Source organism: Undibacterium sp. Ji22W, from assembly GCF_049340305.1.
Lineage (GTDB): Bacteria > Pseudomonadota > Gammaproteobacteria > Burkholderiales > Burkholderiaceae_D > Undibacterium.
In genome coordinates this window covers 992,086-1,016,757 of sequence record NZ_JBMPOU010000002.1, presented here as the reverse complement: position 1 = coordinate 1,016,757, position 24,672 = coordinate 992,086, and the positions used below count along the sequence as shown (strand labels likewise).

At 47.6% G+C, this 24,672-nt stretch carries 20 protein-coding genes; 12 read left to right on the top strand and 8 right to left on the bottom strand.

The window, feature by feature from the left end; all coding sequences use genetic code 11:
* Nucleotides 1-59: 59 nt before the first annotated feature.
* From ACO0KW_RS11095 to ACO0KW_RS11080, 4 genes are read right to left on the bottom strand one after another with little or no spacing between them, the layout of a single operon-like run.
* Nucleotides 60-938 (bottom strand): M48 family metalloprotease, encoded by an 879-nt coding sequence (locus ACO0KW_RS11095; RefSeq protein ID WP_423053140.1) that lies wholly within the window; start codon nucleotides 936-938, stop codon nucleotides 60-62.
* On the bottom strand, nucleotides 935-1,486 hold the full coding sequence (locus ACO0KW_RS11090) for a hypothetical protein (RefSeq protein WP_423053139.1): 552 nt from the start codon (nucleotides 1,484-1,486) through the stop codon (nucleotides 935-937). The genes ACO0KW_RS11095 and ACO0KW_RS11090 overlap by 4 nt, the downstream gene beginning before the upstream one ends.
* Nucleotides 1,483-3,336 (bottom strand): CHASE2 domain-containing protein, encoded by a 1,854-nt coding sequence (locus ACO0KW_RS11085; RefSeq protein WP_423053138.1) that lies wholly within the window; start codon nucleotides 3,334-3,336, stop codon nucleotides 1,483-1,485. Before ACO0KW_RS11085 ends, ACO0KW_RS11090 begins: the two co-directional genes overlap by 4 nt.
* Nucleotides 3,337-3,351: 15 nt before the next feature.
* Complete coding sequence (locus ACO0KW_RS11080; protein ID WP_423053137.1) at nucleotides 3,352-4,989, bottom strand: HD domain-containing phosphohydrolase; 1,638 nt, start codon at nucleotides 4,987-4,989, stop codon at nucleotides 3,352-3,354.
* Nucleotides 4,990-5,300: 311 nt separating this feature from the next.
* Between ACO0KW_RS11080 and ACO0KW_RS11075 the strand changes: the two genes are divergently transcribed.
* The 7 genes from ACO0KW_RS11075 (at nucleotide 5,301) to ACO0KW_RS11045 (ending at nucleotide 14,945) form a co-directional block, all read left to right on the top strand.
* Nucleotides 5,301-7,754: a prolyl oligopeptidase family serine peptidase gene (locus tag ACO0KW_RS11075; RefSeq protein WP_423053136.1), complete on the top strand. Its 2,454-nt coding sequence runs from the start codon at nucleotides 5,301-5,303 to the stop codon at nucleotides 7,752-7,754.
* A gap of 109 nt (nucleotides 7,755-7,863) precedes the next feature.
* Nucleotides 7,864-8,301, top strand: a complete 438-nt coding sequence (locus tag ACO0KW_RS11070; RefSeq protein WP_423053135.1) for an ANTAR domain-containing response regulator — start codon at nucleotides 7,864-7,866, stop codon at nucleotides 8,299-8,301.
* A 109-nt stretch (nucleotides 8,302-8,410) separates the two neighbouring features.
* Entirely contained in the window at nucleotides 8,411-9,805 is a 1,395-nt protein-coding gene (locus ACO0KW_RS11065; protein ID WP_423053134.1) for a sensor histidine kinase, read from the top strand.
* 103 nt (nucleotides 9,806-9,908) lie between these two features.
* The gene (locus tag ACO0KW_RS11060) at nucleotides 9,909-10,664 is read left to right on the top strand and encodes a LytR/AlgR family response regulator transcription factor (RefSeq protein WP_423053133.1); all 756 of its coding nucleotides are present in this window, start codon (nucleotides 9,909-9,911) and stop codon (nucleotides 10,662-10,664) included.
* Nucleotides 10,665-10,842: 178 nt separating this feature from the next.
* Complete coding sequence (locus ACO0KW_RS11055) at nucleotides 10,843-11,502, top strand: hypothetical protein (protein WP_423053132.1); 660 nt, start codon at nucleotides 10,843-10,845, stop codon at nucleotides 11,500-11,502.
* A 237-nt stretch (nucleotides 11,503-11,739) separates the two neighbouring features.
* The gene (locus ACO0KW_RS11050) at nucleotides 11,740-13,986 is read left to right on the top strand and encodes a penicillin acylase family protein (protein ID WP_423053131.1); all 2,247 of its coding nucleotides are present in this window, start codon (nucleotides 11,740-11,742) and stop codon (nucleotides 13,984-13,986) included.
* A gap of 155 nt (nucleotides 13,987-14,141) precedes the next feature.
* Nucleotides 14,142-14,945, top strand: coding sequence for a substrate-binding periplasmic protein (locus ACO0KW_RS11045; protein ID WP_423053130.1), 804 nt, complete (start codon nucleotides 14,142-14,144; stop codon nucleotides 14,943-14,945).
* 18 nt (nucleotides 14,946-14,963) lie between these two features.
* On the opposite strand, the gene ACO0KW_RS11040 is transcribed toward ACO0KW_RS11045, so the two are convergent.
* From ACO0KW_RS11040 to ACO0KW_RS11030, 3 genes are read right to left on the bottom strand one after another with little or no spacing between them, the layout of a single operon-like run.
* Nucleotides 14,964-15,314 (bottom strand): DUF3147 family protein, encoded by a 351-nt coding sequence (locus tag ACO0KW_RS11040; RefSeq protein WP_423053129.1) that lies wholly within the window; start codon nucleotides 15,312-15,314, stop codon nucleotides 14,964-14,966.
* Nucleotides 15,315-15,329: 15 nt separating this feature from the next.
* The gene (locus ACO0KW_RS11035) at nucleotides 15,330-15,632 is read right to left on the bottom strand and encodes a hypothetical protein (RefSeq protein WP_423053128.1); all 303 of its coding nucleotides are present in this window, start codon (nucleotides 15,630-15,632) and stop codon (nucleotides 15,330-15,332) included.
* A gap of 48 nt (nucleotides 15,633-15,680) precedes the next feature.
* The gene (locus ACO0KW_RS11030; RefSeq protein WP_423053127.1) at nucleotides 15,681-16,754 is read right to left on the bottom strand and encodes a helix-turn-helix domain-containing protein; all 1,074 of its coding nucleotides are present in this window, start codon (nucleotides 16,752-16,754) and stop codon (nucleotides 15,681-15,683) included.
* A 339-nt stretch (nucleotides 16,755-17,093) separates the two neighbouring features.
* Here ACO0KW_RS11030 and ACO0KW_RS11025 point away from each other — a divergent pair, with 339 nt between their 5' ends.
* The gene (locus ACO0KW_RS11025) at nucleotides 17,094-18,542 is read left to right on the top strand and encodes an amidohydrolase family protein (protein WP_423053126.1); all 1,449 of its coding nucleotides are present in this window, start codon (nucleotides 17,094-17,096) and stop codon (nucleotides 18,540-18,542) included.
* A 52-nt stretch (nucleotides 18,543-18,594) separates the two neighbouring features.
* Here the strand turns inward: ACO0KW_RS11025 and ACO0KW_RS11020 are convergent, their stop codons facing one another.
* Nucleotides 18,595-19,800, bottom strand: coding sequence for a GGDEF domain-containing protein (locus tag ACO0KW_RS11020; RefSeq protein WP_423053125.1), 1,206 nt, complete (start codon nucleotides 19,798-19,800; stop codon nucleotides 18,595-18,597).
* Nucleotides 19,801-20,094: 294 nt separating this feature from the next.
* Here ACO0KW_RS11020 and ACO0KW_RS11015 point away from each other — a divergent pair, with 294 nt between their 5' ends.
* The 4 genes from ACO0KW_RS11015 to ACO0KW_RS11000 all read left to right on the top strand — a co-directional run bounded on the left by ACO0KW_RS11015 (nucleotide 20,095) and on the right by ACO0KW_RS11000 (nucleotide 24,668).
* The gene (locus ACO0KW_RS11015) at nucleotides 20,095-20,361 is read left to right on the top strand and encodes a hypothetical protein (protein WP_423053124.1); all 267 of its coding nucleotides are present in this window, start codon (nucleotides 20,095-20,097) and stop codon (nucleotides 20,359-20,361) included.
* A 132-nt stretch (nucleotides 20,362-20,493) separates the two neighbouring features.
* On the top strand, nucleotides 20,494-22,344 hold the full coding sequence (ggt, locus tag ACO0KW_RS11010) for a gamma-glutamyltransferase (protein ID WP_423053123.1): 1,851 nt from the start codon (nucleotides 20,494-20,496) through the stop codon (nucleotides 22,342-22,344).
* Between the two features lie 126 nt (nucleotides 22,345-22,470).
* A complete protein-coding gene (locus ACO0KW_RS11005) occupies nucleotides 22,471-23,766 on the top strand; it encodes an Nramp family divalent metal transporter (RefSeq protein ID WP_423053122.1) in 1,296 nt (431 codons plus the stop codon).
* A gap of 20 nt (nucleotides 23,767-23,786) precedes the next feature.
* Nucleotides 23,787-24,668 (top strand): hypothetical protein, encoded by an 882-nt coding sequence (locus ACO0KW_RS11000; RefSeq protein WP_423053121.1) that lies wholly within the window; start codon nucleotides 23,787-23,789, stop codon nucleotides 24,666-24,668.
* The last annotated feature ends 4 nt before the right edge of the window (nucleotides 24,669-24,672 follow it).

The window sequence follows — 24,672 nt, the reverse complement described above, 5'->3', positions numbered from 1 at the left end:
TCTTTTGATTTGATCCTAAAAATTGGGCTTGAATTTTTAGGATCAGATCACGTGAAAAGTTATTTTTTGCCGTCTTTTATGCGCGCCATGACCGTTTCAAAGCGCCTTTGCACACTTGGCAGATTATCATAGCGATCAAAATCTTTGCCCATAATTCCATCTAATTGCGCGAGACGATCTGATAACTTCGGATGAGTTTGAAACAAGAGTTGCATCCCCTCATCGCTGCTATTGACCTTTTGCAGTGTATGTAATACTGCAGGTAAACCGAAAGGATCATAGCCAGCGCGCGCTGCCAACACCACGCCCATGCGGTCGGATTCATACTCATCTTCTTTATCTAAACCACGTGCATAAAGCGCGGTGCCGACGGATAAGACTTTCAACACGTTTGGATTGCCATTCTTCGCCGTAATCGCCACATCTAAGCCATCTCTGACGGCACTCATGGCACTACTTTTTTGCATCGCGTTCAGATGATGCTTGCGTACGACATGCGCCACCTCATGTCCGAGAACGCCGGCCAGTTCTGCCTCACTTCCCATCCTCATCAGCATACCCTTTGTCATCACGACATAACCGCCGGGCGCAGCAAAGGCATTTACTTCATCCGTATCGAGTACGGCGAAAGTCCAAGGCAAATCAGGTCGTTCGCTATGCATACTGATCCAGCGACCGACCGTATTCACATATCGTTGTACTTCGCGATCCGTATGCAGAGGTGCCAAACCTAATAGATTGCTAGCGATGCCCTCGCCCAGCGCAATCTCTTCCGTTTCTGTAAGTGGCACGATGGCATTCTTAGCGCTATTGGCAGCACTCAAGGTTTTGCCAATATCAAAATTATTGATTTTTAAACCGCTGACATTCGCACAAGCGCTGATCGTCAATGCACTGGCGATCGCCAAGGCAATCAGGGATAAGGAAGGCATTCTCATGATTTATCTCCTGGTGCTTTGAGATAAGTTTGCTGTTGTTCGTTCAGCTTTTCTTGTTTTGCGAAATTGCTTGCATCCCCTTTTGGCGTTGTGAATTGCTTCATTTTCGCAAAGGCTTCGGGATTCGGTGTTGGATTACTGAATTTTTCCTTGTCGAAACCTTTGGCACCCGTAGTGACGCTACTACTGCCGCCAGTTTTAGCCGCATCAAATAGACCTTTAGCGGCGTCGCCGATACTACCGGAACTCGTGACTTTATTATCAAAACGCAGGCTCAGCATCTTCACCCAGCCTAAAGTGCCCTGCGCCTTAACTTCCATCCAGCTTGCTTTGCGCGATAAGACATCGATTTTTAAATTCTCAGGCAAAACCTTGATGGTAGCAGCGTCACTAAACGCCTGCGCTTTGAGTTCGGTTGGCCGAACCACACTGGCTTGCTGGTTGGAATTAGCCGTGTTACTGGGGTTACTTTGTGCCAAACACGGCTGATAGCTAACGCACAGCGGCAAGGCCGCCAGCAGTAGCCAAAGTTTGCTATTTTGCTTCATGTGATTTCTCCCTGATTAGGTGAAACGGGGGCAAATAATTCGACTTCTTGTTCTCGACCTTTCACCTTATAGGAACCCAAGGCTTGAAAGTCAAGTTTGTCTCTGCATAACAACATGGTCTCACGTGAGACCAAAATACGCGAGATACCTTTAGTCAGACCTTCGATACGACTGGCTAGATTCACGGTGTCACCAATCGCCGTATATTCTTTACGTTGTTCAGAACCAATCAAGCCCACCACCGCGGAGCCGGAATGCAAGCCTATGCCCACATCGAAATCCGCTTCTAGGTCGCCGAGTTCACGCTTGAACTGTTGCAAAACATCGGCCATTTCCAGCGCTGCCTGTACCGCGTGTAAGGCATGTTCTGCGTCATCAAGCGGAGCGCCCCAAAACGCCATAATGCAATCGCCGATGAATTTATCGAGAGAGCCACCATGCCGGAATACGACTTCGACCTGCAACGAAAAATAACGATTGAGCAGGCTCACGACTTCTTGCGGTGTGCGGTTTTCTGACAAGCTGGTAAAACCACGAATATCCGAAAATAGCACGGTAATCTCGCGGCTTTCACCCGCTCGGCTTAAGCCCTCGAATGAGACTAATTCCTTGACCACATGCGGATTCACAAAGCGGCTAAATAATTGCACGGTCTTCTGGCGAGATAAACGTTCTAACCAATACTCGCGCAAAGCTAGCGAAAAATAATAAATCCAAATAAGAAGTAAAGGTGTGATCACAGGTACCAAGAGTAAAGCGGATAACGCAAAGTAACTGCCGACAACACTTAATACTGAGATGGCGAGCAAAGCCAATCCTGGATACAAAGCATTAACCCGTCGCCAAAAGCATAGATACACTGCCAACAGTAAAGTCATGCAGGCAGCCAATGAAATCCAGCCCGGCAAAATTTGCATGGTACGTTGGTTTTTTAGGTTGTCGATGGCTGTCGCGAGTATATCTAAGCCCGAATATAGGCTATCGATAGGGGTGACACGAATATCGTGCAGCGCAGATGCATCGGTACCGATCACAACGATTTTTCCACGCATTTCCCGTGGATCTCGCTGTGGTTTCTCACGTTCAAAATCGTGATACAAATCGGCGTAAGAAATTCGCTTAAACGGAAATTTTTCGCCGCGCCATGCCAGTAGCATATTGCTTTGTTGTGGCACAGGGTAACTGAGTGCTGTTGCTACTTTAGCTGGCAATGAGGGAGCCAACCAGCCATATACGTCGGTGTACAAGTTGTAACGCCGTCCTACCCCGTCTTCATCTTTATGAAAATTGATTGTGCCGACTTGCCATAGACTTGGATCAATCGCTAATGGTGCTTGAAACGCCGCACGGGCATTAACTTGTGCTCGATCCGTTTTGATTAAGCCCAGCGGCACAGCGATGTCTGTTAGTAAATCGCCTTGTTTATCGCTTTCCACCGGGCGCCGTATCATGGGAAAAAATATTTTCTGATGATCTTGCTTCAGGGTTTGTAAGGCTTCATTGAAGCGTGCATCACTCTCTGGTCGATACACGTCTTTTTGTTCAAACGTGAGGTCAAATACGATTGCAAGCGGCTGTTGTTTAGCGATTCCCTCGATCAATTCTGCATGTACCGAGCGCGGCCATGGCCAGTTACCGACACTCGCATTCATCCCAGCCAAGCTGGCATCGTCAATGTTAACGATGATGATGTCCGGATCGGCACGTAATGTGCTGGCGTGTAGCCGAACCAGATAATCCGATAACCGAAAATCGAGGCTGCCGAACAAATTGAGATAGCGTAATTCAAATGCTGTCAGTAACATAAACAAGAAGCTAAAAATATGAATAAAGCGTCCAAGATTTTTCATATTCCGTCACTCGAGTCAGACAGGATCGGAGCGGGTCAGGCTGTAGCCTGGAATTTTCGTCTCATCAACATTATCGATCTGTGCGCTATCCATGAATTTTTGCGCATATTGCAAATACACTTTTTCTTGCACGAAGACTTGGAATAAATCAGGATCGATGTGGCCGTTTAAGGCGAATTTGCCGAGTATGTCTAACGATTCGGTTAAGGTCTTCCCTGTCTTGTACGGCCTATCTTTGGCAGATAAGGCCTCAAAAATATCGGCAATCGCCATAATGCGCGCTTGCACTGACATTTGATCGCCACGTAAGCCACGTGGATAGCCTTTGCCATCCATCCTTTCGTGGTGACCACCAGCATACTCCGGCACATTTTTCAGATGCTTTGGCCAAGGCAGGGCTTCTAACATGCGTATGGTTACGGCGATGTGATTATTAATGATTTTGCGCTCGTCTGCGGTTAAGGTGCCGCCCTTAATAGTAAGGTTTTCTGTTTCTTCCGCATTGAGTAAATGGTGTCGCATACCATGACTATCGACCCAACTGCGTTGAGCGATTTTTTGCACTCTTTGCTGATCGTCGTCGCTCATACGTTCAGCACCGATATTCGCATGCTTTAAGAAGGCTCTGTCGTTCTCTATTTGCGCCAGCTCGGCTTGCATTGCCGCAAGTGAGGAGGTGTTGTTGTGATCGTGTTGAGCGCCGTTTTTCAGATAGGCGATTTCCACATCGCGTCGCAGGATTTCAAAGCGCGCATCGATTAAATGTATGCGATCAAAGATGGTTTCGAGCTTGGTCGATTTTTCTATGACATGTACTGGCGTCGTGATTTTGCCGCAATCATGTAGCAAGCCCGCCATCCATAATTCACGTCGGTCGCGTTCAGTCATGCGGAAATGTTGGAAGGGCTTAATTTGACTGCGATGAACCGCGTCGGCCAGCATCATGGTCAGTTCCGGCACATGCTGACAATGGCGCCCTGTATTCGGCGATTTCTCGTCAATGCCGATATTGATTAAATTGACCAGAGATTCAAACAAATTTTCGAGTTGAAAAATAAGTTCTTGGTTGCTTAAGGCGATTGCTGCTTGTGAGGCCAAAGCTTCAATAAATCCTTGATCAGTATCGGTAAACGCCGTGATCTGCTTATTCTGCGGATCAATCGCATTAATTAATTGTAAAACGCCGATCAGTTCAGATTCATGATTGAGCATCGGCACTGTCAACAGTGATTGGCAACGGTAACCATTGAGTTCATCGAAACGACGCATCTCGGAAAAATTGAACAAATCCGCTTCGTAGACGTTCGCAATGCGAACGGATTGTTTAAGATTGGCGGCATACGCCACCACAGCATGTAAATTTTGATTGCCGTGCTCATCCAACAAGGCGATTGAACGCATATCTTTGGCGTGCGGATGCGAACCGCCTACATGCAATTTCAGTGTGTCATTGATCGCCATATCAAACTCGAGGTGCGTCTTGTCTTTGTTTAGCCGGTACAAGGTGCCGCCATCTGCATGGGTCAGATTTTTCGCAGTTTGTAAGATGCGTTCTAACAGCGCATCAATATCTTCCAAACCATTCAGTGCCGCACTAAGCTCAGTGAGGTGTTGTAGCCTTTGGGCAATTTGTTCGTGATTCAATTCAGACATGGGACATCCATTGATTGGAGAGCGCAGATTAATTTCGCATAGTCTACTTCTTAAAGCTGAGTAAATCATTCAGGATTAGCATTTTTTACCAGCTGGTATCAGGCAAAACAACAAGGGCCCTGTTTTTTTGATGTGCAACTATGCTATTCATCATTATTTAACTTTTTTAATTGCCAAATAAGTCTCTTATCGAGGCTTGACACTAGTCTTCAACAATCGCTGACGCAATTCTCTTTATAATGCATGCTTTGCGTTTTCGCCGAGCTATTTGCTGGCGATGCTGAGACAGATGAATTCATAAGGACGCAGTAATGTCGTCAAATTTTTCCCCTAGTCGCTTATTCTTGATAATTGCTGTGCTGGTCATGACGGCAAATTCAGGGTTTGCCAGTGATACCCGTTATCAATTTCCCGCCGCTGAATTGCAGGCTTTGGTCGATGCTCCACGCGGCCCTGAATTTCGTCTCGGCCCCAAAAATAAGACCGGTTTATTGGTCAGTATTCCGGGTGTACCGACGATAGCAGAAGTCGCTCAGCCAGAACTGAAATTGGCTGGCATACGAGTCCACCCAACTTTGCGTGCCGCCACCAGAACCGCTTTTAGTGATGGCTTGAGTTTGCTTGATATAGCGAGCGGTAAAACTCGTGCAGTCACAGGTTTGCCCGCACAAGTAAAAATTGCGGATATGGCGTGGTCCGCCGATGAGAAATGGCTGGCGTTTAGTGTTTGGGGGCGCAATGGCGTTGAACTCTGGATTCTGGATGTGAGACAAGCGAGCGCACATCGTTTGATTTCGGAAAAATTAAACGCAGTGATGGGATCAGGATTTTCTTGGCTAAATGGCAGCGACCAGTTAATGGTGCGTCTATTACCGCGTGGACAAAAAGCGGCACCGCGTGAGTCGCGGGTACCGAGCGGTCCAAATATGCAGGAAACCCGTGGTGGTAAGCTTGCGCAAACGCGTACTTATCCAGATTTATTAAGAAATCCACATGATGCCGATATGCTGGATTGGCAATTGCAAACCCAGTTAGCGATTGTACAAATGGATGGCAGCGTGCGTCGTTTTGGACCTGCGATGACGCTCTCGAAAGTACAGTCTTCACCTGATGGCAAATGGGTATTAACCACGCAATTAAAGCGCCCTTATTCCTATCAATTGCCGCTCGAGCGTTTCGGACAACTCATCGAAGTCTGGGGGATTGATGGCAAGCGGTTAAAAACTATCGCGGAAATCGTGATGCGTGAACGTTTGCCCAGCGCGAATGATGCAGTGCAGGCGGGGCCGCGTAATTTTGGTTGGCGTAGTGATCAACCCGCGACCTTATATTGGCTAGAAGCGCAAGGTGGCGGTGATCCCGATGCCAATTCGCGGGTGTCGGACGTGTTGTGGCAACACGGTGCGCCGTTTGCCGGAGCACCGCAAAAGCTGATGGATTTAGGCTGGCGCTTCAATCAGGTGTTATGGGGTAACGATCACTTGGCCTTGGTCACGGAAAACTGGGCAAAAACCCGCGAAACCCGTACTTGGCGAATTCAGCCAAGTGCGCCCAACACCAAGCCTGAGCTGCTCTTTAGCCGTAAAATTGAAGACCAATACAGTCATCATGGCAACCCGGTGATGGAATTGAACCAATATGGGCGCTCAGTGATCCGTCTGACCTCGGATGAACAATCGATGTTCATGACCGGTGTTGGTGCTAGTCCAGAAGGAGATCGGCCTTTCCTTGATCGTTATTATCTGCCAACCGAAAAAACAATACGCCTATGGCGTTCTAAAGCACCGTATTACGAAGAAGTCTTAGGCATACTGGATGATCAGGGGCATCAAATTATTACGAGCCGTGAAGCTGCGGATGAAAGACCGAATTTATTTTTGCGCAACTTGGCGGGTAATGCCGCGCCCCGAGTGCTGACCAATTACCCACATCCGAGTCCGAAATTTCGCGGCATTCAACGTCGTCAAATTCATTATGAGCGCGCCGATGGTGTCAGTTTAACTGCCACTTTATATTTGCCGCCCGGCTATGACGAAAAGCGCGACGGTCCGCGCCCTATGTTGATGTGGGCCTATCCAAGGGAATTTAAATCGGCAGAAAGTGCCGGACAAGTGAATGGCTCCCCTTATAAATTCAATCGTATCAATGTACAAGGGCCGCAAGTGATGCTGGCGCGGGGTTACACGGTATTGGATGGCTTTGCGATGCCAATTATTGGCGAAGGACGCAAAGAACCGAACGATACTTTCATTGAACAAATTAAAATGAACGCCGAAGCAGCCGTCGATGAAGTGGTCAGATTGGGTGTTGCTGACCGTCATAGAATCGCGATTGGTGGACATAGCTATGGCGCTTTTATGGCTGCCAATTTGCTCGCGCACACCAATTTATTCAAAGCCGGGATTGCTCGTTCTGGTGCCTATAATCGCAGCCTGACGCCTTTTGGCTTCCAGTCTGAAGATCGTAATTATTGGAAAGCCTTCGATACTTATCAAGAAATGTCGCCGTTTAATTATGCGGATGAAATTGAAGAACCTCTGCTACTAATTCACGGTGAAGACGACAATAATCCCGGCACCTTCCCTATGCAAAGCGAACGCATGTATCAGGCTTTGCAAGGTTTGGGCACGCCTTCACGTTTGGTCATGCTGCCTTATGAAAGCCATATTTACCGCGCCCGCGAGTCTCTATTGCATATGTTGTGGGAACAAGACCAATGGTTAAATCGTTACGTAAAGAACGCGAAGCCGGGAAACGCAAAATAGCAGTCGACTAGAGTTCAACCCATCGAATAGCGTTGTTTCCTCGTTTTTGTTAATACAAGTCAATATTTTTACACTATGATGATAGAAATCATTTTTATGATCGCTACCCATGCTTAGAGCCTATATTCTTGATAATCAAGCCGTTGCCCGTAATTTACTGGCGACGGTACTCGCTAATGGTGGACATGAAGTGGTTGGGGATGGTAACTACAGCACGACCAATCTAGCTAAGATGGTCAAACTACATCCCCAAATTGTCTGTGTGGATATTGGTGAAGCAGATCAAAGCGGACTAACTTTGCTTGAGACCTTACATGAACAATTGCCAAAAGCCTTAATTTTTTTGGTGTCGGCAAAGCTCGATGCGGAAGTGATACAAGCCGCGCAAAGTCGGGGTGTGGTCGGCTTTATTGTTAAACCCTTCAATGCCGTTGCTGTTCTAACGTCGATACGCAATACTATATTGCGTATCGCTACGCAAAGCCGACAAAAGCAAAAAGACGGATCCAACCCAGATTCTTCGACCCCAACTGCGACGACAGAATAATTCATCCTGCAGAGTACCAACTTCATCGGCGTTTAGCTAATTTCGTCGCATCTTCACATATCGCAAATGAACTGGCATACAGTGACAACTCAATCGCCAGGAGCTTCTCATGCAAACTACTATCCCTAGCCCAAAATCTGTAATGTCGGAGCAGGCACTGCCTGCTGAAGTTTCTATCCAAAGCGATACCTGGCTCAATCGCTATCGTAACTTTCCTGTGTTCTCGCGTACCTGGTTTCGTCATCGTGCGATAGCGTTCGGTGGCACATTGTTCGCCATGTTTGTCGTGATATTTGGCATTGTTTTTCTGACCTCCGAGCGGGTTAGTGTTTTTGTTATCTGGACGGTACCGTTCTTTGTTGCGGCTACCGGTTTGTTCCTAATTGGGCAAGCCATGGCAGTGTGGGTGCGCCTGCAGGACTATTCCGAACGACGTGAGTCTTTGGGAATTTTGGTTTCATTGATCGTAGGTGCCTTGTTGAGTTTTGCAATTGGTTACGGCTCGCATTTGGGGTTTAGTTATTTTTTAAAATCACCCGACAAATCCACCGAAATCAGCGTGCAAGCGCAAATGCGAACGGTACCCAAAAAGCCGGTTGCTGCTAGCAACCAAGCGTCAAGCGCGCCTGATCTGGCTCAACACGATCATGCTGCGGTCAGTAAACCACAAAGCGCAGACGCGACCGACAATTCTGAAAAAGTAAATAAGACTGAAAAGCAAAAAGAACAAGAACGTGGCCCGCTCGTCAATGCCGTGATCACCGTGTTGAAGTGGTTTCCACTCACGATAGCGTGTATTTATTGGGGTAGTTTTTTTGATCTGTTGGTGTTTTTTCGTCAGCGTAAGCGTCTCGCAGAAGCGCTGCGCCAACAAGAATTACAACGAGCGCAGGAGGCGCGCCGCGAGGCTGAATTACGCCTTTCTGTATTGGTTGCCCAAGTGGAACCGCACTTCTTATTTAATACATTGGCTGGAGTGCGCTCCGCGATTTTGACTGAACCTTTACGGGCTACCGCAATTGTTGATCACTTAGTTGATTACTTGCGTTCAACGATTCCTCAGATGCGCGGTGATGGCAGCTCGGAACAAGGGCGCCTGGCGAAGCAATTGGAAGCCGCGCGTGCTTATCTGGGTTTGATGCAAGCCCGTATTCCACGACTGACATATAGCGTCGAGTCCGAATTGAAGGACGCCGCCTTGCCACCATTGTTGATGATTTCGCTGGTTGAAAACGCGATTAAACATGGAATAGAACCCAAAATTGGCCCGGCGCATGTCGCTGTGAAAGCGTGCTATTTTGATGAAGGCGATGAAGAGAAACTTGAAGTCAGTGTCAGTGACAATGGCGTTGGATTTGGTGGCACGACTTCTGGCTCCGGTATAGGATTAGCCAATATCCGTGAGCGACTTGAGTCTATGTATGGCGACCGTGCCAGCTTAACTTTAAAAGCGCGCCCGGAAGGTGGGGTCGTGGCAACGATCATTATCCCCTTGATTGCCTGAGTATGCGTTTTGGGTGCGGCTAATTGCTTAATTCTTAAGCCGCACGCAATAATAGGCAGAAGCCTGATCAATTCCCCTACAACTTCCGCTAACAAGGAAAGACATGACGACAGCAATCATCGCCGACGACGAAGATTTACCACGTAAAGACTTACGTCGTATGTTGTATCAACATTGGCCAGAACTTGAGATAGTCGCCGAATGTGAACATGGTGCTGATGCCTTAGAGGCCATTCACCAATATCAACCAGATATCGCCTTTCTCGATATTCGTATGCCAGGTATGACTGGGCTGGATGTCGCGAATGCGATCAAGGGCCGTTGTCATGCCGTGTTCACCACGGCTTACGACAATCATGCGTTGGAAGCCTTTGCTGCTGGTGCAATTGATTATTTATTGAAACCGATTTCTAACGAGCGCTTGGTCGATGCGATTGCCAGGTTAAAAGCACGGTTGGCAACCAAAGCTGCGCCGTCGGATTTGAGTTCTCTGATGCAGGAATTAGATAAGCGTCTGCGACCACAAAATGTAGAGCGCATACGCTGGATCAGCGCCAGCGTCGGTGACACCATCAAGATGTTCCCCATCGATAAAATTCTGTTTTTCACGTCCGATGAAAAATATACGCGTGTCGTCTGTGCCGACGATGAAGCCCATGTGCGTAAGCCATTGAAAGAAATCATTGATGGCTTGGATCCTGAGCTTTTCTGGCAAATCCACCGTAGTGTCGTGGTTCGTGCCGATGCGATCGCCAAAGCCCATCGCGACGAGCTTGGCAAAGTCACGGTAGAACTGCGCGGTTGTAAAGAAGTACTCAAAGTTAGCCAAGCTTATGCGTGGCGTTTTAAACCTATGTAAAAAGCAGGATGTTGAGCTAGAAAACAATTCATAGTTCGCCGAATTGAATTGAACGCGGGAGATGAATTTCCAATAAGATAATATTTGATGTGATATATTAAAATGCATTTTTATTAAATTGGGTCATGGTTTAAACAACGATACCTAATCAATATTCACACTTTGTCAGGAAAATTCTATGACGCTTCTACGCGTATTTGCTTCACTTGCACTAGCGATCTCTATTTTTTGCGGACTTAATTTTGCCAATGCCGCCGAGGTCGATCCTTTATGGACAAAAGTCATTGCACAAAATAATGCGATAAAAAAATGGGCCGCGAAAGATATTGAACAAACTGTCATGGCAACGAAAGATGGTGATCCGACCAAGACGATCAATATTAAAAAGCAATTGTCCGGCTGGGAAAAAAATAAAGCGAATTATGTCGTCCTGAGTATCAGTCCCCCACCCGCAGATCCGACTAAATCATCTAAACCTTTTGATTTGGCTGAATTGTTCGCGCCGGTAGAAGCTGAGATATTTTCACCTAAAGCATCGGTTAAACGTAGCGATGGACAACTCCTCAATGGCAAAGCCGTGGTCTTATTTGAGGTGACTAATTCCGATGCTGTGGTCAAAATTTGGGTTGATGGGAACAGCGGTGCGCTTCAAAAGCGCGTAGTAGAAATGAAAGTACCGTTCACGATGGAGGGAAATCTGACAACCAATTACCTGATCGACGCGACTGGGCAGAGCTTGCCAAAAGATGCTGAAACGAAGTTGAATATCAAGATTCCGTTTAAGAAGGCGAAGATAGAAATTAAAGACGCTTATAGCAACTGGACTGCGCAACCGTAAACCTCTCTCTAAGATAAGCTTATTTTCGTCATCGCATGAAGTGGAGAGGCGAAAACGACCATTGGCACATCAATCGACAATGAAAAGGCACCCCGATCTATGTGGTGCCTTTTTTTATTTCCTTGCGGTTATTTGTCACGAAGAATCACATTATCTTGTATCGAATTGATGAAGGAAAATTGGCGCTAGCTGTGTTAGTCTTTCGCGCAGGCAATAAAAACATACTCTGGAGCCAACATGATCGCAAGCTACCGCACTGGTAATTCCACCTTCAAAAAATCTGACAAACGTTTTTTTTCTCTCAATAAGAAAATTACGGCATTCGGGTTCTTATGCTGTACCTCAATCAATCTGGCATTCGCACAAAGTGCTCCCGCCGCAACCTCAGGCGAACTAGCGCGTTGGAAAGCGACGGCGCAAAAGGTGACGATTACTCGTGATCAGTGGGGCATTCCGCATGTGAGTGGTAAGAGCGACGCTGATGCCGTGTTTGGTTTGTTATATGCGCAAGCTGAGGATGATTTTAAGCGCGTTGAACTTAATTACATCAATGCCCTAGGTCGCTTGGCTGAAGTGGAAGGCGAAGCCGAAATTTGGCGTGATCTGCGAATGAAGCTCTTCATACAACCTGCTGAGTTGAAAGCACAATACGCCAAAAGCCCGGCTTGGCTCAAGCAATTGATGACTGCGTTTGCAGATGGCCTGAATTATTATTTACATACGCATCCAGAGGTGAAGCCGCGTTTGATTACGCATTTTGAACCGTGGATGGCACTCGCCTTTAGTGAAGGCAGTATTGGTGGCGACATCGAGTCCGTCAATCTTAAGCAGTTGGAAGCACTGTACGGTCGGCGTCCAGAACTCGCGATGTTTGATCAACGCCCTCTGCTTCCAGAACCACGTGGCTCTAATGGGTTTGCGATTGCCCCGAGCCGCACAGCGAATGGGCAGGCGATGTTATGGATCAATCCACATACCTCGTTTTATTTCCGTCCAGAAGTCCAAGTGAGCAGTGAACAAGGTTTGAATGCCTATGGCGCGGTGACCTGGGGCCAATTTTTTGTGTATCAGGGTTTTAATCAATATAACGGCTGGATGCATACCTCGAATGCCGCTGACGTCATCGATGAGTTCGCATTAACGACCACTCAAAAAGAGGGCAAATATTTTTATTTGTATGAAGGCAAGCAACGGCCTTTAAAAGTCGTCGAACAAATTTTGCCGTATAAAACTGCAGCGGGGATGGCGAGTCGTAAAATCACGACTTACTTTAGCCATCACGGCCCAGTAGTACGCGCTGCTGATGGTAAGTGGATTGCTGTGCAATTGATGAACGAGCCTTTGAAAGCTTTAATGCAATCCTATCTGCGCACCAAAACGCGCGACTATGCGGGCTTCAGAAAGGTCATGGACTTACGGGCGAATTCGTCGAACAACACGGTCTATGCCGATCGTGATGGGAATATCGCTTACTTCCACGGTAATTTTGTCCCGCGTCGCAATCCGCAATTGGATTGGACACAGCCGGTAGACGGTAGCTTACGCGCTGCTGACTGGCAGGGTTTGCATCCGGTTAAAGACATTATTCAATTGCATAATCCAGCTAATGGCTGGGTGCAAAATACGAATAACTGGCCCTTCTCTGCTGCTGGTACGGGACCAGGCAGTGCTAGTCCGCGCCAGCAAGATTATCCGCACTACATGTGGACTAACGGAGAAAATGCACGTGGTATTCATGCTGTAAAAGTCTTAAAAGATGCGAAGAATCTGACTGTTGATAGCATGATTCAGTTGGCATATGACAGTGAATTGACGGCGTTTGATCCCTTGTTGCCACCCTTATTCGCCGCCTATGACAGTGCGCCAGATGTCGCGTTGGCAGCGCAAATTCAGAGTTTGCGTGCATGGGATAAACGTGCGAGCCTAAACTCCACGGCGACCTCATTGGCAATTTATTGGGCGCAGGATTTGGTACAAACACACGGTGCCGAAGCGCGTCGCAAAAATATTCCGGTACTAGATTATTTACCGAACTTGTCGGCGCCTGAATTGTTGGCCGCTTTGCAGCGTGCGAGTGCGCGTTTGCAAACGGATTTCGGTAACTGGCAAACGCCGTGGGGCGAAATCAACCGTTTTCAGCGCCTAAGTGGGGAGATCGATGCCGAGTATGATGATGGCAAGCCAAGTTGGCCAGTCGCTTTTGCCTCCGGCAATTGGGGTTCTCTGGCCAATTTCGGGATGGTCGCCAAGCAAACCACTAAACGTATCTACGGTGATCGCGGGAATAGTTTTGTGGCGGCGGTCAGTTTTGGTCCGCGAATTCAGGCTAAGAGTATCTTGGCAGGAGGTGTGAGTAGCGATCCTAAGTCACCGCATTTTAATGATCAGGGTGAAATGTATAGTAAGGGTGAATTCAAGGATGTGCTGTTCTATCCTGAAGATCTGGCCAAACATACTGAGCGCAAATATCATCCGGGGCAATAAGTCGCTTTCAGTTTTTGGCCCTATTCTCAGCGCGGCGATCCTAGCGATTCCCGCGCTTTTTTCTTGCTCACCTAGGCATACCCTAGTATCTTGATACAAGCTGCGATCGGATTGCGTGTCGTGTTGGTGGAGTGATTTCTCAATGGGATGAGTTTGTGATATTAAAAATACGTTTCCACGCTTGTCTGTTGATGCCGCTGGTACTGTGCTTAGCTCGCCCTGCGTTGGCTGAAAATTCCCGTCCCGTAAGCGCGCCCGTGACGGTGTATGTGCAAGAAGCGCTCGATGAAAGAGGTCAGGTGCAAGCAATCGCGCCTGGCTTGGTGAAGTTTTTTCAGTTCTTTGAAAGGGAAACTGGCTTGCATTTTATACCAGTGTCTATGCCCTGGAATCGTGCCAAGTTAATGACGCAAGAAGGAAAAGGCTTGATTTGGGGGTTTTCTAAATCGCCAGAACGTCTCGCTCGCTTTGATTTTTCTGAGACCGTCTTGCGCTCAAGGATCTGGGCGATCGCTTATGGTGAGCCCATCATGCGATTGCGTAATGTCACCGATCTGCAAGGGAAAATCCTCAGTGTAGAGCGTGGAGTTAGTCACGGAATGGAATTTGAACTAGCAAAAAATAAGGTCTTCAAGGTGGAGGAAGATACAGCACAATCTTCCGCCCGTTTTCGTAAATTGCTGGCGAAACGTTCTGATGTTTTGCTGTGGGGTCTAGTCCAATTTGACCGCCAGGACATGTTGTTGGACTATCTGTATAAAATCTATCTGCCTAGCCTGCGCGACCCTGAATTATTGGGCAAAAAATTCTATGTCTCGAGCACACCACTTTTTTATGATTCCATCCATTTCGCGGCAGCTAAGGGACATTTTGGAAAGGAAATGCAAAAGATTGATGTTGCCATCCGGCTTGGATTAAAAAGCGGAGAACTGAATCGCTTAGTAAATGCGGTCGATTAGCCGCGAACACATTTCTGCTCACCACAAAGAAATACCAAACCGACGTAATAACATCGCAAATAGCGCGAAACAGATAACGGTGAACAATGCACTCGCCAATAGGCTGAGCCAAAAACCGATACGTGGCAGCAAAGCAGGAAATATTAAAAACATCGGTAAAGTCGGTACCACATACCAAAACGTGTACCAGGCATGATTCGCGATCGTCGTCGCTGATTGTTTCTCAAGATATAACCAAACCAAGCTGAGCACCGTGACTAGCGGTAAAGCGGCAATCAATCCCCCCAATCTGTCGCTGCGTTTAGCCAGTTCAGAAACCAACACCACTAGCGCGGCTGTGATGCAATATTTTGTGATGATCCAGTACATGAATGTCCTTTAGGGTTAGTTAATCTCTGAAGTCTCATCATCCATCGGGAAAAACGTATATCCCTGATTTGGCTTGTTGTTGACATCGTCAACGACTTCAATAATTTCTTCAAAATATACTTTAGCAGTGTGGCTGCGTTCTTCGATTGGAATGCTAAAAATCACGTCATTTTGTAAAAGCTGAATCGCTAATTCTTCGGCTTGCGTTGATGTGTCGGCCTTTACAAAGCGAGTCGTGTAGAAACCAATTAAATACCGCTGATGAATTATTTTTCCGGGAAAATTATCTCCACGGATCAGACATTGGAATAGAGGCATGATTTTGTGAGGAAATAATGAAAAGTTGGTCTATCGGTTTTCTTAAATTTAGACACGCGGGGTATTAGCTTCCTTAAACCCAGAAGGCGACATCCCAGTGACGCGCAAGAATTCCTTATTGAAATTGGATTTACTACTGAACCCAGATGCTTGCATGACTTCGGTGACAGTCATCTCGGGACGGCTGATTAAGAGCTTTTGTGCATCCTGTATCCGACGATCATTGAGATAAACCGAGAAACTCTTGCCATAAATTTGGTTAATCGCATTCGACAATTGACGCGCGGGTACCTGCAGTTTTTTGGCAGCTTGTGGCAAGGTGATGCCGAATTCTTGCTGTTGAAGCTGTTCAGTATTGACCAGCGTTTCCCAACGTTGGAATAATTTATTGGCTACATCGCTATCTAGTGCGGGTGGCGTTTGATGCAAGTTTTGTTCACCAAATTGGTACATCCATTCTAGCCAGTCACTGCGTTTCAGAGCCGCCAAAACGATGGCAGTATTGATGAGCAAGAAAGCCAAACTTGCAACTAATAGTGAAACAGAATCGCGCAATGCGACCCCGTAGGCCATTTCCAGATTCACTGCAAATTCCAGTCCGAGGTTAATCGCTGCCATGACCATCAAGCTAAGTAACCAGCGATAAGCTGATGTAGCATAGCCTCCTAAGTGAGCAAGTACCTGCTCACCCCTGCGCACTTGAAGCGCGATTAAGACAAAGTAGGCAACAAAACTGCTAATGATGGCCCAATCAATCAAGGCTCGTAACGGTTTGATACTGATGAGACACATAAAAATCAGTGTGCTACCTAGGAAGTGCAGCGCATTTTGCCAGCGTAACTTAGTATGCGTTTGGCGTACGCTCAAAAAGTAGACGTACAAGGCGGGCCCCAGCCACATCGCGAATAGAGGTCGACTAAAAGCGAACAGCGTGAACGCGGTTTGACGATCGGTATTCAGTACAAAAACCAAAGCCAGACTTTGATGTGCGTACAGCAGACAGTTCAAGGCCAGCAAACGCTTGGGTAGCGGGCGCATGGATGTCATGCTCAAAAGTTGCATTGCCATTAAGAGGCAGAGTACGCTGTTGGCAATTTGTAAGTGGCTGATTAGGGATGTCATATTTGCCATCATAAACGAATTGATCGGTCATTTCTTTAGAAAACCAATGTTTGTGATTGGCTCGATCATTCTTGATTGATTTGAGGTCCCGGGTCCCAGATTTAAATTCGATGCATTTTTCTCAGCCATTACACCTACTTGCTGGTGATTTTCATGACCTCGAACCTGTTTTAGCCGACCTGCATCGTGTTTTAGGTCGCCTTTAAGCAGTTTTGGTACCAAACTGAAGCTCTTTTCAGTGATGGAGGTTTGATTATGTTATGTTTTCCCGTCCCAATTTCAGGTGGCTCAGTCAGGCTTTTGCAGTCTTTGTCCATAATTGGCCTGATGGCGAGTTGTGTGATTTCCCCCGTTTCAGCGCAAGACTTATTTATTAAACAAGCACAAATTATTCAACCGGATCAGGCGCAGGTAAGCCAGCCTCAAGATGTTGTGATCCGTGAAGGCAAGATTGTGGCAATCGGCAAAAATCTGCAGGCTATGCGACGCAAATCAGATCGCCAGATCGATGCACGCGGACAATTTCTGATACCGGGGCTGATTGATACTCATGTGCATTTGGATGGCGTACCTGGTTATGTGGGCAAGCGTCCGGAAGACGCTGGCATGTTGCAGGAGGCGCGTTTGCAGATGCCACGTAGTTACGCCTATTTTGGATTTACAACCGTGCTAGATTTGACTGGTGACCCTAGTTTTATTGCGCAATGGAACGCCCAGCCAGCCGGACCTCAGGCCTATTTCTGCGCGCCAGTGACGATTCCGAATGGTTACCCGGCATCGTGGATGGATAAGGATTTGCAATTTCAGGTGGAGGGCACGAAATACATGTTGTTCGATCCAGCGCAGCCTACTGTATATCCCGCCAATTTCAAACCCGAAGCACATACTCCCCAAGCGGTCGTTGCAGCAGCCAAACGAGACGGTGCCAGCTGCATTAAAGTCTTTTACGAAACTGGATTTGGCGCAAAAAAGAATTTACCAGTGCCATCGCAAGAGCTGATACAAGCGGTCGTTGCCCATGCTAAAAAATTGCAACTGCCGGTCTACTTGCATGGTAATTCGCAAGCTGCTTATGAATTTGCTTTGAAAACGGGCGTGACCACCTTGGTGCATGGCATGTGGCACGAAACCAAGCAAGTCGATGCCGACCTGAATCAACAACGTTTGCAAGCGATGGCACAGGAATTAGCCGCTGCCGGTATTTCTATACAGCCGACAATTCAAGTGCTGTATGGCGAACAGGAAGCCATGAATCCGGATTTCTTTAAAAATCCTCAAGTGACGCATGCCATTCCGCAACAATTGGCAGGCTGGTACCAAAGCGATGCGGGCCAATGGATGAATAAATTATTGGCAGAGGAATTAGTAGGCGCGACCATTAGCCCAGCGGAACGCTACCAAGCATTCAAAAAAATGTATGCCAAGCCTTTGAATACAGTGCGTCAGATGACCCAGCAATTGCAGAAAAATGGTGCAAAGCTATTGTTCGGCAGCGATACACCGAGCGGACCCTTTTATACGCAATTTCCGGGCGTCAATGGGCGTTGGGAAATGGATAGATGGTTGGAAACTGGTATCAGTTTGCCGCAATTATTGCGTGCCATGACAATAGAAAATGCACGTGCGTTGGGGCGAGAAAAATTGCTTGGCAGTGTAGAGAAAGGTAAGCAGGCAGATCTCTTGCTGTTGCAGCAAAATCCCCTCAATAGCGTAACGGCCTATGACAGCATTACACAGGTGATTTTACGTGGAAAAGCACATGACCGCGCTAGCTTGTCTGCGCATTAATTCTCGGAATTAAGTTTGTTTTGATATGGGCAAATCAATTGCTGACAAGTTTTCAGACTTGTTTTACTGCTGCAGCGATCTCTAGTTGTTTCGCATCGTCAGAAAACCTGGCGATGCGATTGCGACCCTCATGTTTGGCACGGTAGAGAGCGATATCCGCATGTTCGATCAAGCTGGCGAAGTCATGATGCCCGCCGTCGGTATCGGCAATTCCTATGCTGATACTGCTGTGTAATGTGTGATGTTGCCAAGGAATCGCCAAGTCTTCGTACAGCCGACGTAGACGCTCTGCCAGTACCCCCGCTTGTATTTCATTGGTTCCTGGTAGTAAGACGCAAAACTCTTCCCCGCCATAGCGGCCTAGATAGTCGTTTCCACGCACAATAGACTGCATTAAAGCGGACAGTCGACGCAACACTTCATCGCCTGCCTGATGTCCGTACTGATCGTTAATCTGTTTAAAATGATCAACGTCTATCATCATGATGGAGAGACACTCGCCAGTGCGTTTGCTATGCGCGAGTTGCCGGTTGGCGTGTAGTTCAAAACTGCGCCGATTGAACAACCCAGTTAACGCATCGGTAGCGGCCAGAATATTCAGTTGATTCGTCAGCGTATAGTTAATCATCAGCATGAAGGCGAATGACATCGACATCTGCGCCAGTGCGGCAAAAAGAAACACGGCTGAATTGATACCAGAAGCCATAAACATACCGATTTCATTCGCAGGAGTGAGTGCGACATTGATCAGGCGCGCGACCGACAATAAGAAAATTAAGAACATCGATGTGCCAGCAAGCCAATAGGCGGTCCGCAGCGGTTGTTCAATGCGAACAAATAAGGCGCGAGCACATAGTCCATGAATGCCAGCAAATAGCAGGAAATTGATGAAAATACGTATTTTTGGCGCGAAATAAATCAGTGCGAAGACGTAATTATTCAGCAGAACTAGAGACGCTAGTAAGGCAGGTATCCAATAACGACAACGCCGACCTTCAAACGCTTCGATTCCGCTATAAATCAAGCCCAGTCCCAAGCCGAGCAAGATCGCCCCAAAAACTGTGATGAACGGTGTAGAGGGATAGGAAACCTGACTAATGATTGCTAACGCGGTGCCGATGAGCAGGTCGGCCATTGCCCATTGATGCACACCTTTAACTTTGCGTGCTTGCATGCCGACTAAGGCAAGAATGGCAGCAAACAGAATATTTAGTGCCGCCCAGACCACCAGTACGGTGCGTGGATCAATGGCGAGCATAGCTTGATAGGCTGATCATGTTATACCGACAAAAGTACAGGGGAATCCCTGAACTTGGCAAAGTGAGAAGACATCATTCTAGCAAGCAACGCTCTCGATCCAGAACAAAATTTCAAAATATTTTGTACGGCCTGTCCGGACTTGTACGGATTGTCCTGATCGTACACAGAGTCGCCGTTCTTCAAAATAAAAATATGTATAAAATCAAAGGTTTATATGAAGGCTCAAATGCAAGCATTGCTGGCACAATTTCTGCATACGTAAAGTTGACATTGAATTTGAAGGGTATCAATCATGAAAAAACGTTTCCAGTTCCGTACGCTAGTCCGTCAAATCGCCGAAAGATTTGCCACTATCTTATTCGGATTGATTTGCCTTGTCTTAATAATTCACTACTGGCCTTCAGACACTGAAGAGCAAACAGAGCGAACGCAGGGTGGTCTTGTTAGTAAGGTGATTGTCGTGATGGATGGTGAAAAAATCATCTTATTGCAGAAAAAATCTAGTGTCAGTGTTAGCCGGATTGTAAAAAGAATAGTCGGACAGTCACTCACCGGGTAAAAAGGTCTGTGCCCAAATGCGACAAGCACAGGCTTAGGGTTTGCGTGATGTTGGCAAGATCCGTTATGGTATGGGAAGTCAATATTGTTGTTCACGACGCTTCTCCCATTACTTTAAGCAGATTGTTTATCTATGTCTCTTCAACGTCAAAGTATCGCGCGCCCCTTAGCGGTCGGTCTGATTGCTAGCCTGATTCATGTCAGTTTTTCCGGATTGCCTGTGCTAGCAGCAACTCAATCCACCAAGATAGGCGTCACCAAAACTCCGATAGCGACCGGAACCGGCGGAGCGGTTGCAACCATTAGTGAAGCCGCTTCGCAGGCCGCATTGAAAATTCTGAATCAAGGTGGAAATGCGATTGATGCCGCGGTAGCGGCTGCTGCCACTTTGGGAGTCACCGATCCCTTTAGTTGCGGCATAGGCGGTGGTGGCTTTATGCTGATTTATCTGGCAAAAGAAAAACGCTTCATCACGCTCGACCACAGAGAAACTGCACCTGCTAGCGTCCAATCGACTATTTTTACAGAAGACGGTAAAGCGATCGAGTGGGAAGATGCCGTCAGTAGCGGCCGCGCGGTCGGTGTGCCGGGCACAGTGCGCGGATGGGATGAAGCCCTAAAGCGTTTTGGCACGATGCAGTTTAAGCAGGTATTGGCGCCTGCAATACAAACCGCGCAGCAAGGATTTCCAATTACTCCAACGTTTCATCATTTGAATAACGGCGCGGCAAAGAAATTTGCCTTGTACAGCTCCAGCAGCGCGCTCTATCTTCATAATGGTCAGCCTCTACCAGTTGGCTACCATTTTAAAAATCCTGATTTAGCCAAGACTTATCAAGCACTTGCGAGTGGCGGTGCGAATGCCTTTTATCGAGGCAAGATCGCCGATGCCGTGCTCAATACGGTCAATCATCCACCCGTAACAGGTTCGGCAAAGGTCCGACCTGGCATTATGACGCAGGCGGACTTACTCAATTATGAAGTCCGCATGCGTTTGCCAGTGCACAGTACCTATCGTGGTTATGACTTGTATGCGGTGGGTTTGCCAAGTAGCGGTGGGATTACCGTTGCGCAGGCACTCAATTTGATGGAAAATTTCGATACTAAAAAAATGTCGCGCCAGCAGGTTGAACATTTGTACATTGAGGCATCAAGACTGGCTTTCGCTGATCGTAATGCTTATATTGGCGACCCTGAGTTTGTCGATGTGCCGGTACAAGGTTTATTGAGCAAGGATTACAGTAAGCTTCGCGCACAACAAATTCGTTTGGATCAGGCTGCTAGTCGTCAAAGTGCCACCATGCCGGGAGATCCGTATGCGTTTCAAAACGACCCTAGCATTCCCTTACGCCCTCGCCTGTTTGCGGGTTCTGCACCTGCTGCGGTGAAAGCGACGGGCAAAGAAGAAAGTACCCACACCACACATCTGACGGTAAGTGATAAAGAGGGAAATATCGTGGCTTACACTTACACCATAGAAGACTGGGGTGGAAATGGCATGGTCGTTCCCGGACATGGCTTTTTATTGAATAATGAATTGACCGACTTCGATTTTTCGGCGCCGCATCCAAATATTCCTGAGGCTGGCAAGCGTCCGCGTAGCAGTATCGCGCCAGTGATTGTTTTGAAAGACGGAAAGCCAGCATTTACCGTCGGTAGCCCAGGTGGTTCGACTATCATTACGACGGTTTTACAGACTATCGTGAATCATCTCGATCTCGGTATGGATCTCATGCGCGCCCTGGCGGCACCGCGCATGTCTGAGCGAAATGCTGCGCAAACCCAGGTCGAGCCGGATTTTATCGGTGGTGTGCAAGCGACAGGCTTAGCGCGCTTTGGCCATCAGTGGGCGATGGATAAATCGGATTCTGAAATCGGTGCCGCAAATGCAATTCAATTTAATTCTGATGGCACCGTGACCGCCATTAGTGAACCTATGCGGCATGGTGTAGGTAGTGCATTAGTCCAGAAAAAAGCCCATTGAATGCTAAAGTCTTTCGGATAAACTCAAGATAACGAAGCGCCATCCCTGCTTAGACAGGGATTTCGTGTCATTCTGTATTAAATTTCATTTTCACTTATCTTCGTTCGACCTTTACCTAGGAAATACATGCGCAAGCCACGGCGACAACCTGCACACTTGGTCGCGCATCATAAGCGAGGAATCGCCGCCGGTTTCTCGGAATTCCGACAAACCGGACTCAGTTGGCTGGCCGCATTTATGGCAGTTTTAGGACCTGGCCTTTTGGCTGGATTATCGGATGATGACCCGGCTGGAATAACGACCTATTCCATACTGGGTGCTGATTACGGCTATCGCTTATTATGGATTATTCCTTTCTCAACGGTATTGCTGGTGCAGTTTCATATGTTGGCGGTGCGTATTGGTGCCGTCACTGGAAAAGGATTTGTTGCGGTTATTCGTCAGCACTGGGGACGGCACTGGGCCTATGTGGCAGTGATCGGTTTATTGTTCGCCAACTTTGGAACGATTTGTGCTGAATATGCCGGTATTGCAGCAGCACTTGGTATGATAGGTGTCCCTTCCTGGATCAGCGCTCCGCTAGCGGCGACCCTGATTTGTCTAGTGATCGTGTTGGGTTCTTTTCACCGTATTGAAAAAATTCTGTTGGTGATTTCAGCGACCTTGGCTTTGTATATTGTGGATGGCATTTTGGCCGCACCAGATTGGTCCGCTGTCATTCATCATGCGTTCGTACCCCACTTTCCTGACGATCATTCGGGGTGGATTGCGATTGCTGCGACTCTGGGTACGACCCTAGCGCCTTGGGGATTGGCATTTATCCAATCGTATGCCGTCGATAAAAAAATCTCGGTGGTGAATTTACGGTGGGAGCAAGTCGATGTCGTGATTGGTTCAGTGCTAACAGGGGTGATCGGGATTGCTATTGCGGTCGCCTGTGCGGCGACCTTACACAAATCATCGATCCATATTAAAGATGCCGGCGATGCTGCCTTGGCATTGCGACCTTTGGCTGGATCCTTTGCTACGATTTTATTCGGAGTAGGATTGCTGGGGGCGTCTTTACTGGCGGCAGCGATCGTTCCGATTGCAACGGCATATTCGATCGCCGAGGGGATTGGCGCACCCGCCTCGCTCGATTTAGACGCGAAGCATTTTCAGTTTTTTTATGCGGCATTTATTGTTCTATCGGTCGCTGCCGCTAGTGTGGTATCGATTCCGGGATTGCCTTTGATCCCATTAATTTATTCAAGCCAGGTTGTCAATGCAGTCTTATTGCCTTTACACGCCCTGGTGCTATTATTGATAGCGCAGAATTCAACAATCATGGGGACTGCGGCGATAGGTCGCAAATCAAGATTGGCGGCCGGCGGTAGTTTATTTTTGATTCTTGCCTGCGTGTTTGCGCTGGCTTGGACTTGAGGATAATTTCGGAGCGTTTCATGAACTTGAGTGAAATCCATGCAAGTATTAAAAGTAGTTTGCAACAACGACGTTATCGACGTTTTGTTCAACAATCCGCCTACCGACGGACTCTCAGTCAGTTGCCACCGGAACTTTGCAAGCATTGGCAAACTGTCGCTCAGCAAGAATTTACAGGCATCTCGACCGACATCATGTTCTTTATTCAGGCTGCAGAAGGCTTGATGATGTTTTTTGAGTGCGCACGACAGGTCGATCGCCCATGTGGTTTGCCTTCAAAAGCTGCTGATTCAGTGTGGCATGCCTGGCTCACCTTGCCGCAGACCTATTTTGCAGCACAAGAGGTTGATCGTTTTTGTGTTCAGAATTTTGGGAAAAGCATTCCACACGTGGTGGCGGAACAAATGGAAGTTGGCATCAGTAGCGCTTTGGCTGTGACCCTATTGCAGCTGCGGCGGATGGCGGGTGAAGATCAACTCAGCGATTATGTACCAGCCCTGTTCACACTAGACCGACGCTTAAAAATGCCGCGTGGTTACTGCTACCGTTCAGAAGGGCAACGACTTGGTTTTCAGCCAATGAGTTTACTCGGACAGGGAAGCGGAGCAATGATCTATCCGGCTTCCTTTTCGCCGGACGAATTGTTGGCCTTGGGCTTAATCAATGCCACCATGTTAGCGCAGTATCACGCCCAGCAAGAACGACGTGCGCAATTCGCCAATGTGCAAGCTAGCTCTAGTGATCCATTTAACACATCTACTACATCTAGCACTTCAGGCTGTAGCGATTTATTCTCCAGTGATGCCAACTGTGATAGCGGCAGCGGTGCCGATAGTAGCGGAGATAGCGGCGGCGGATCTAGTTGTGGCTCGAGCTGCGGCAGCAGTTGCAGTTCTTCTTAACTCT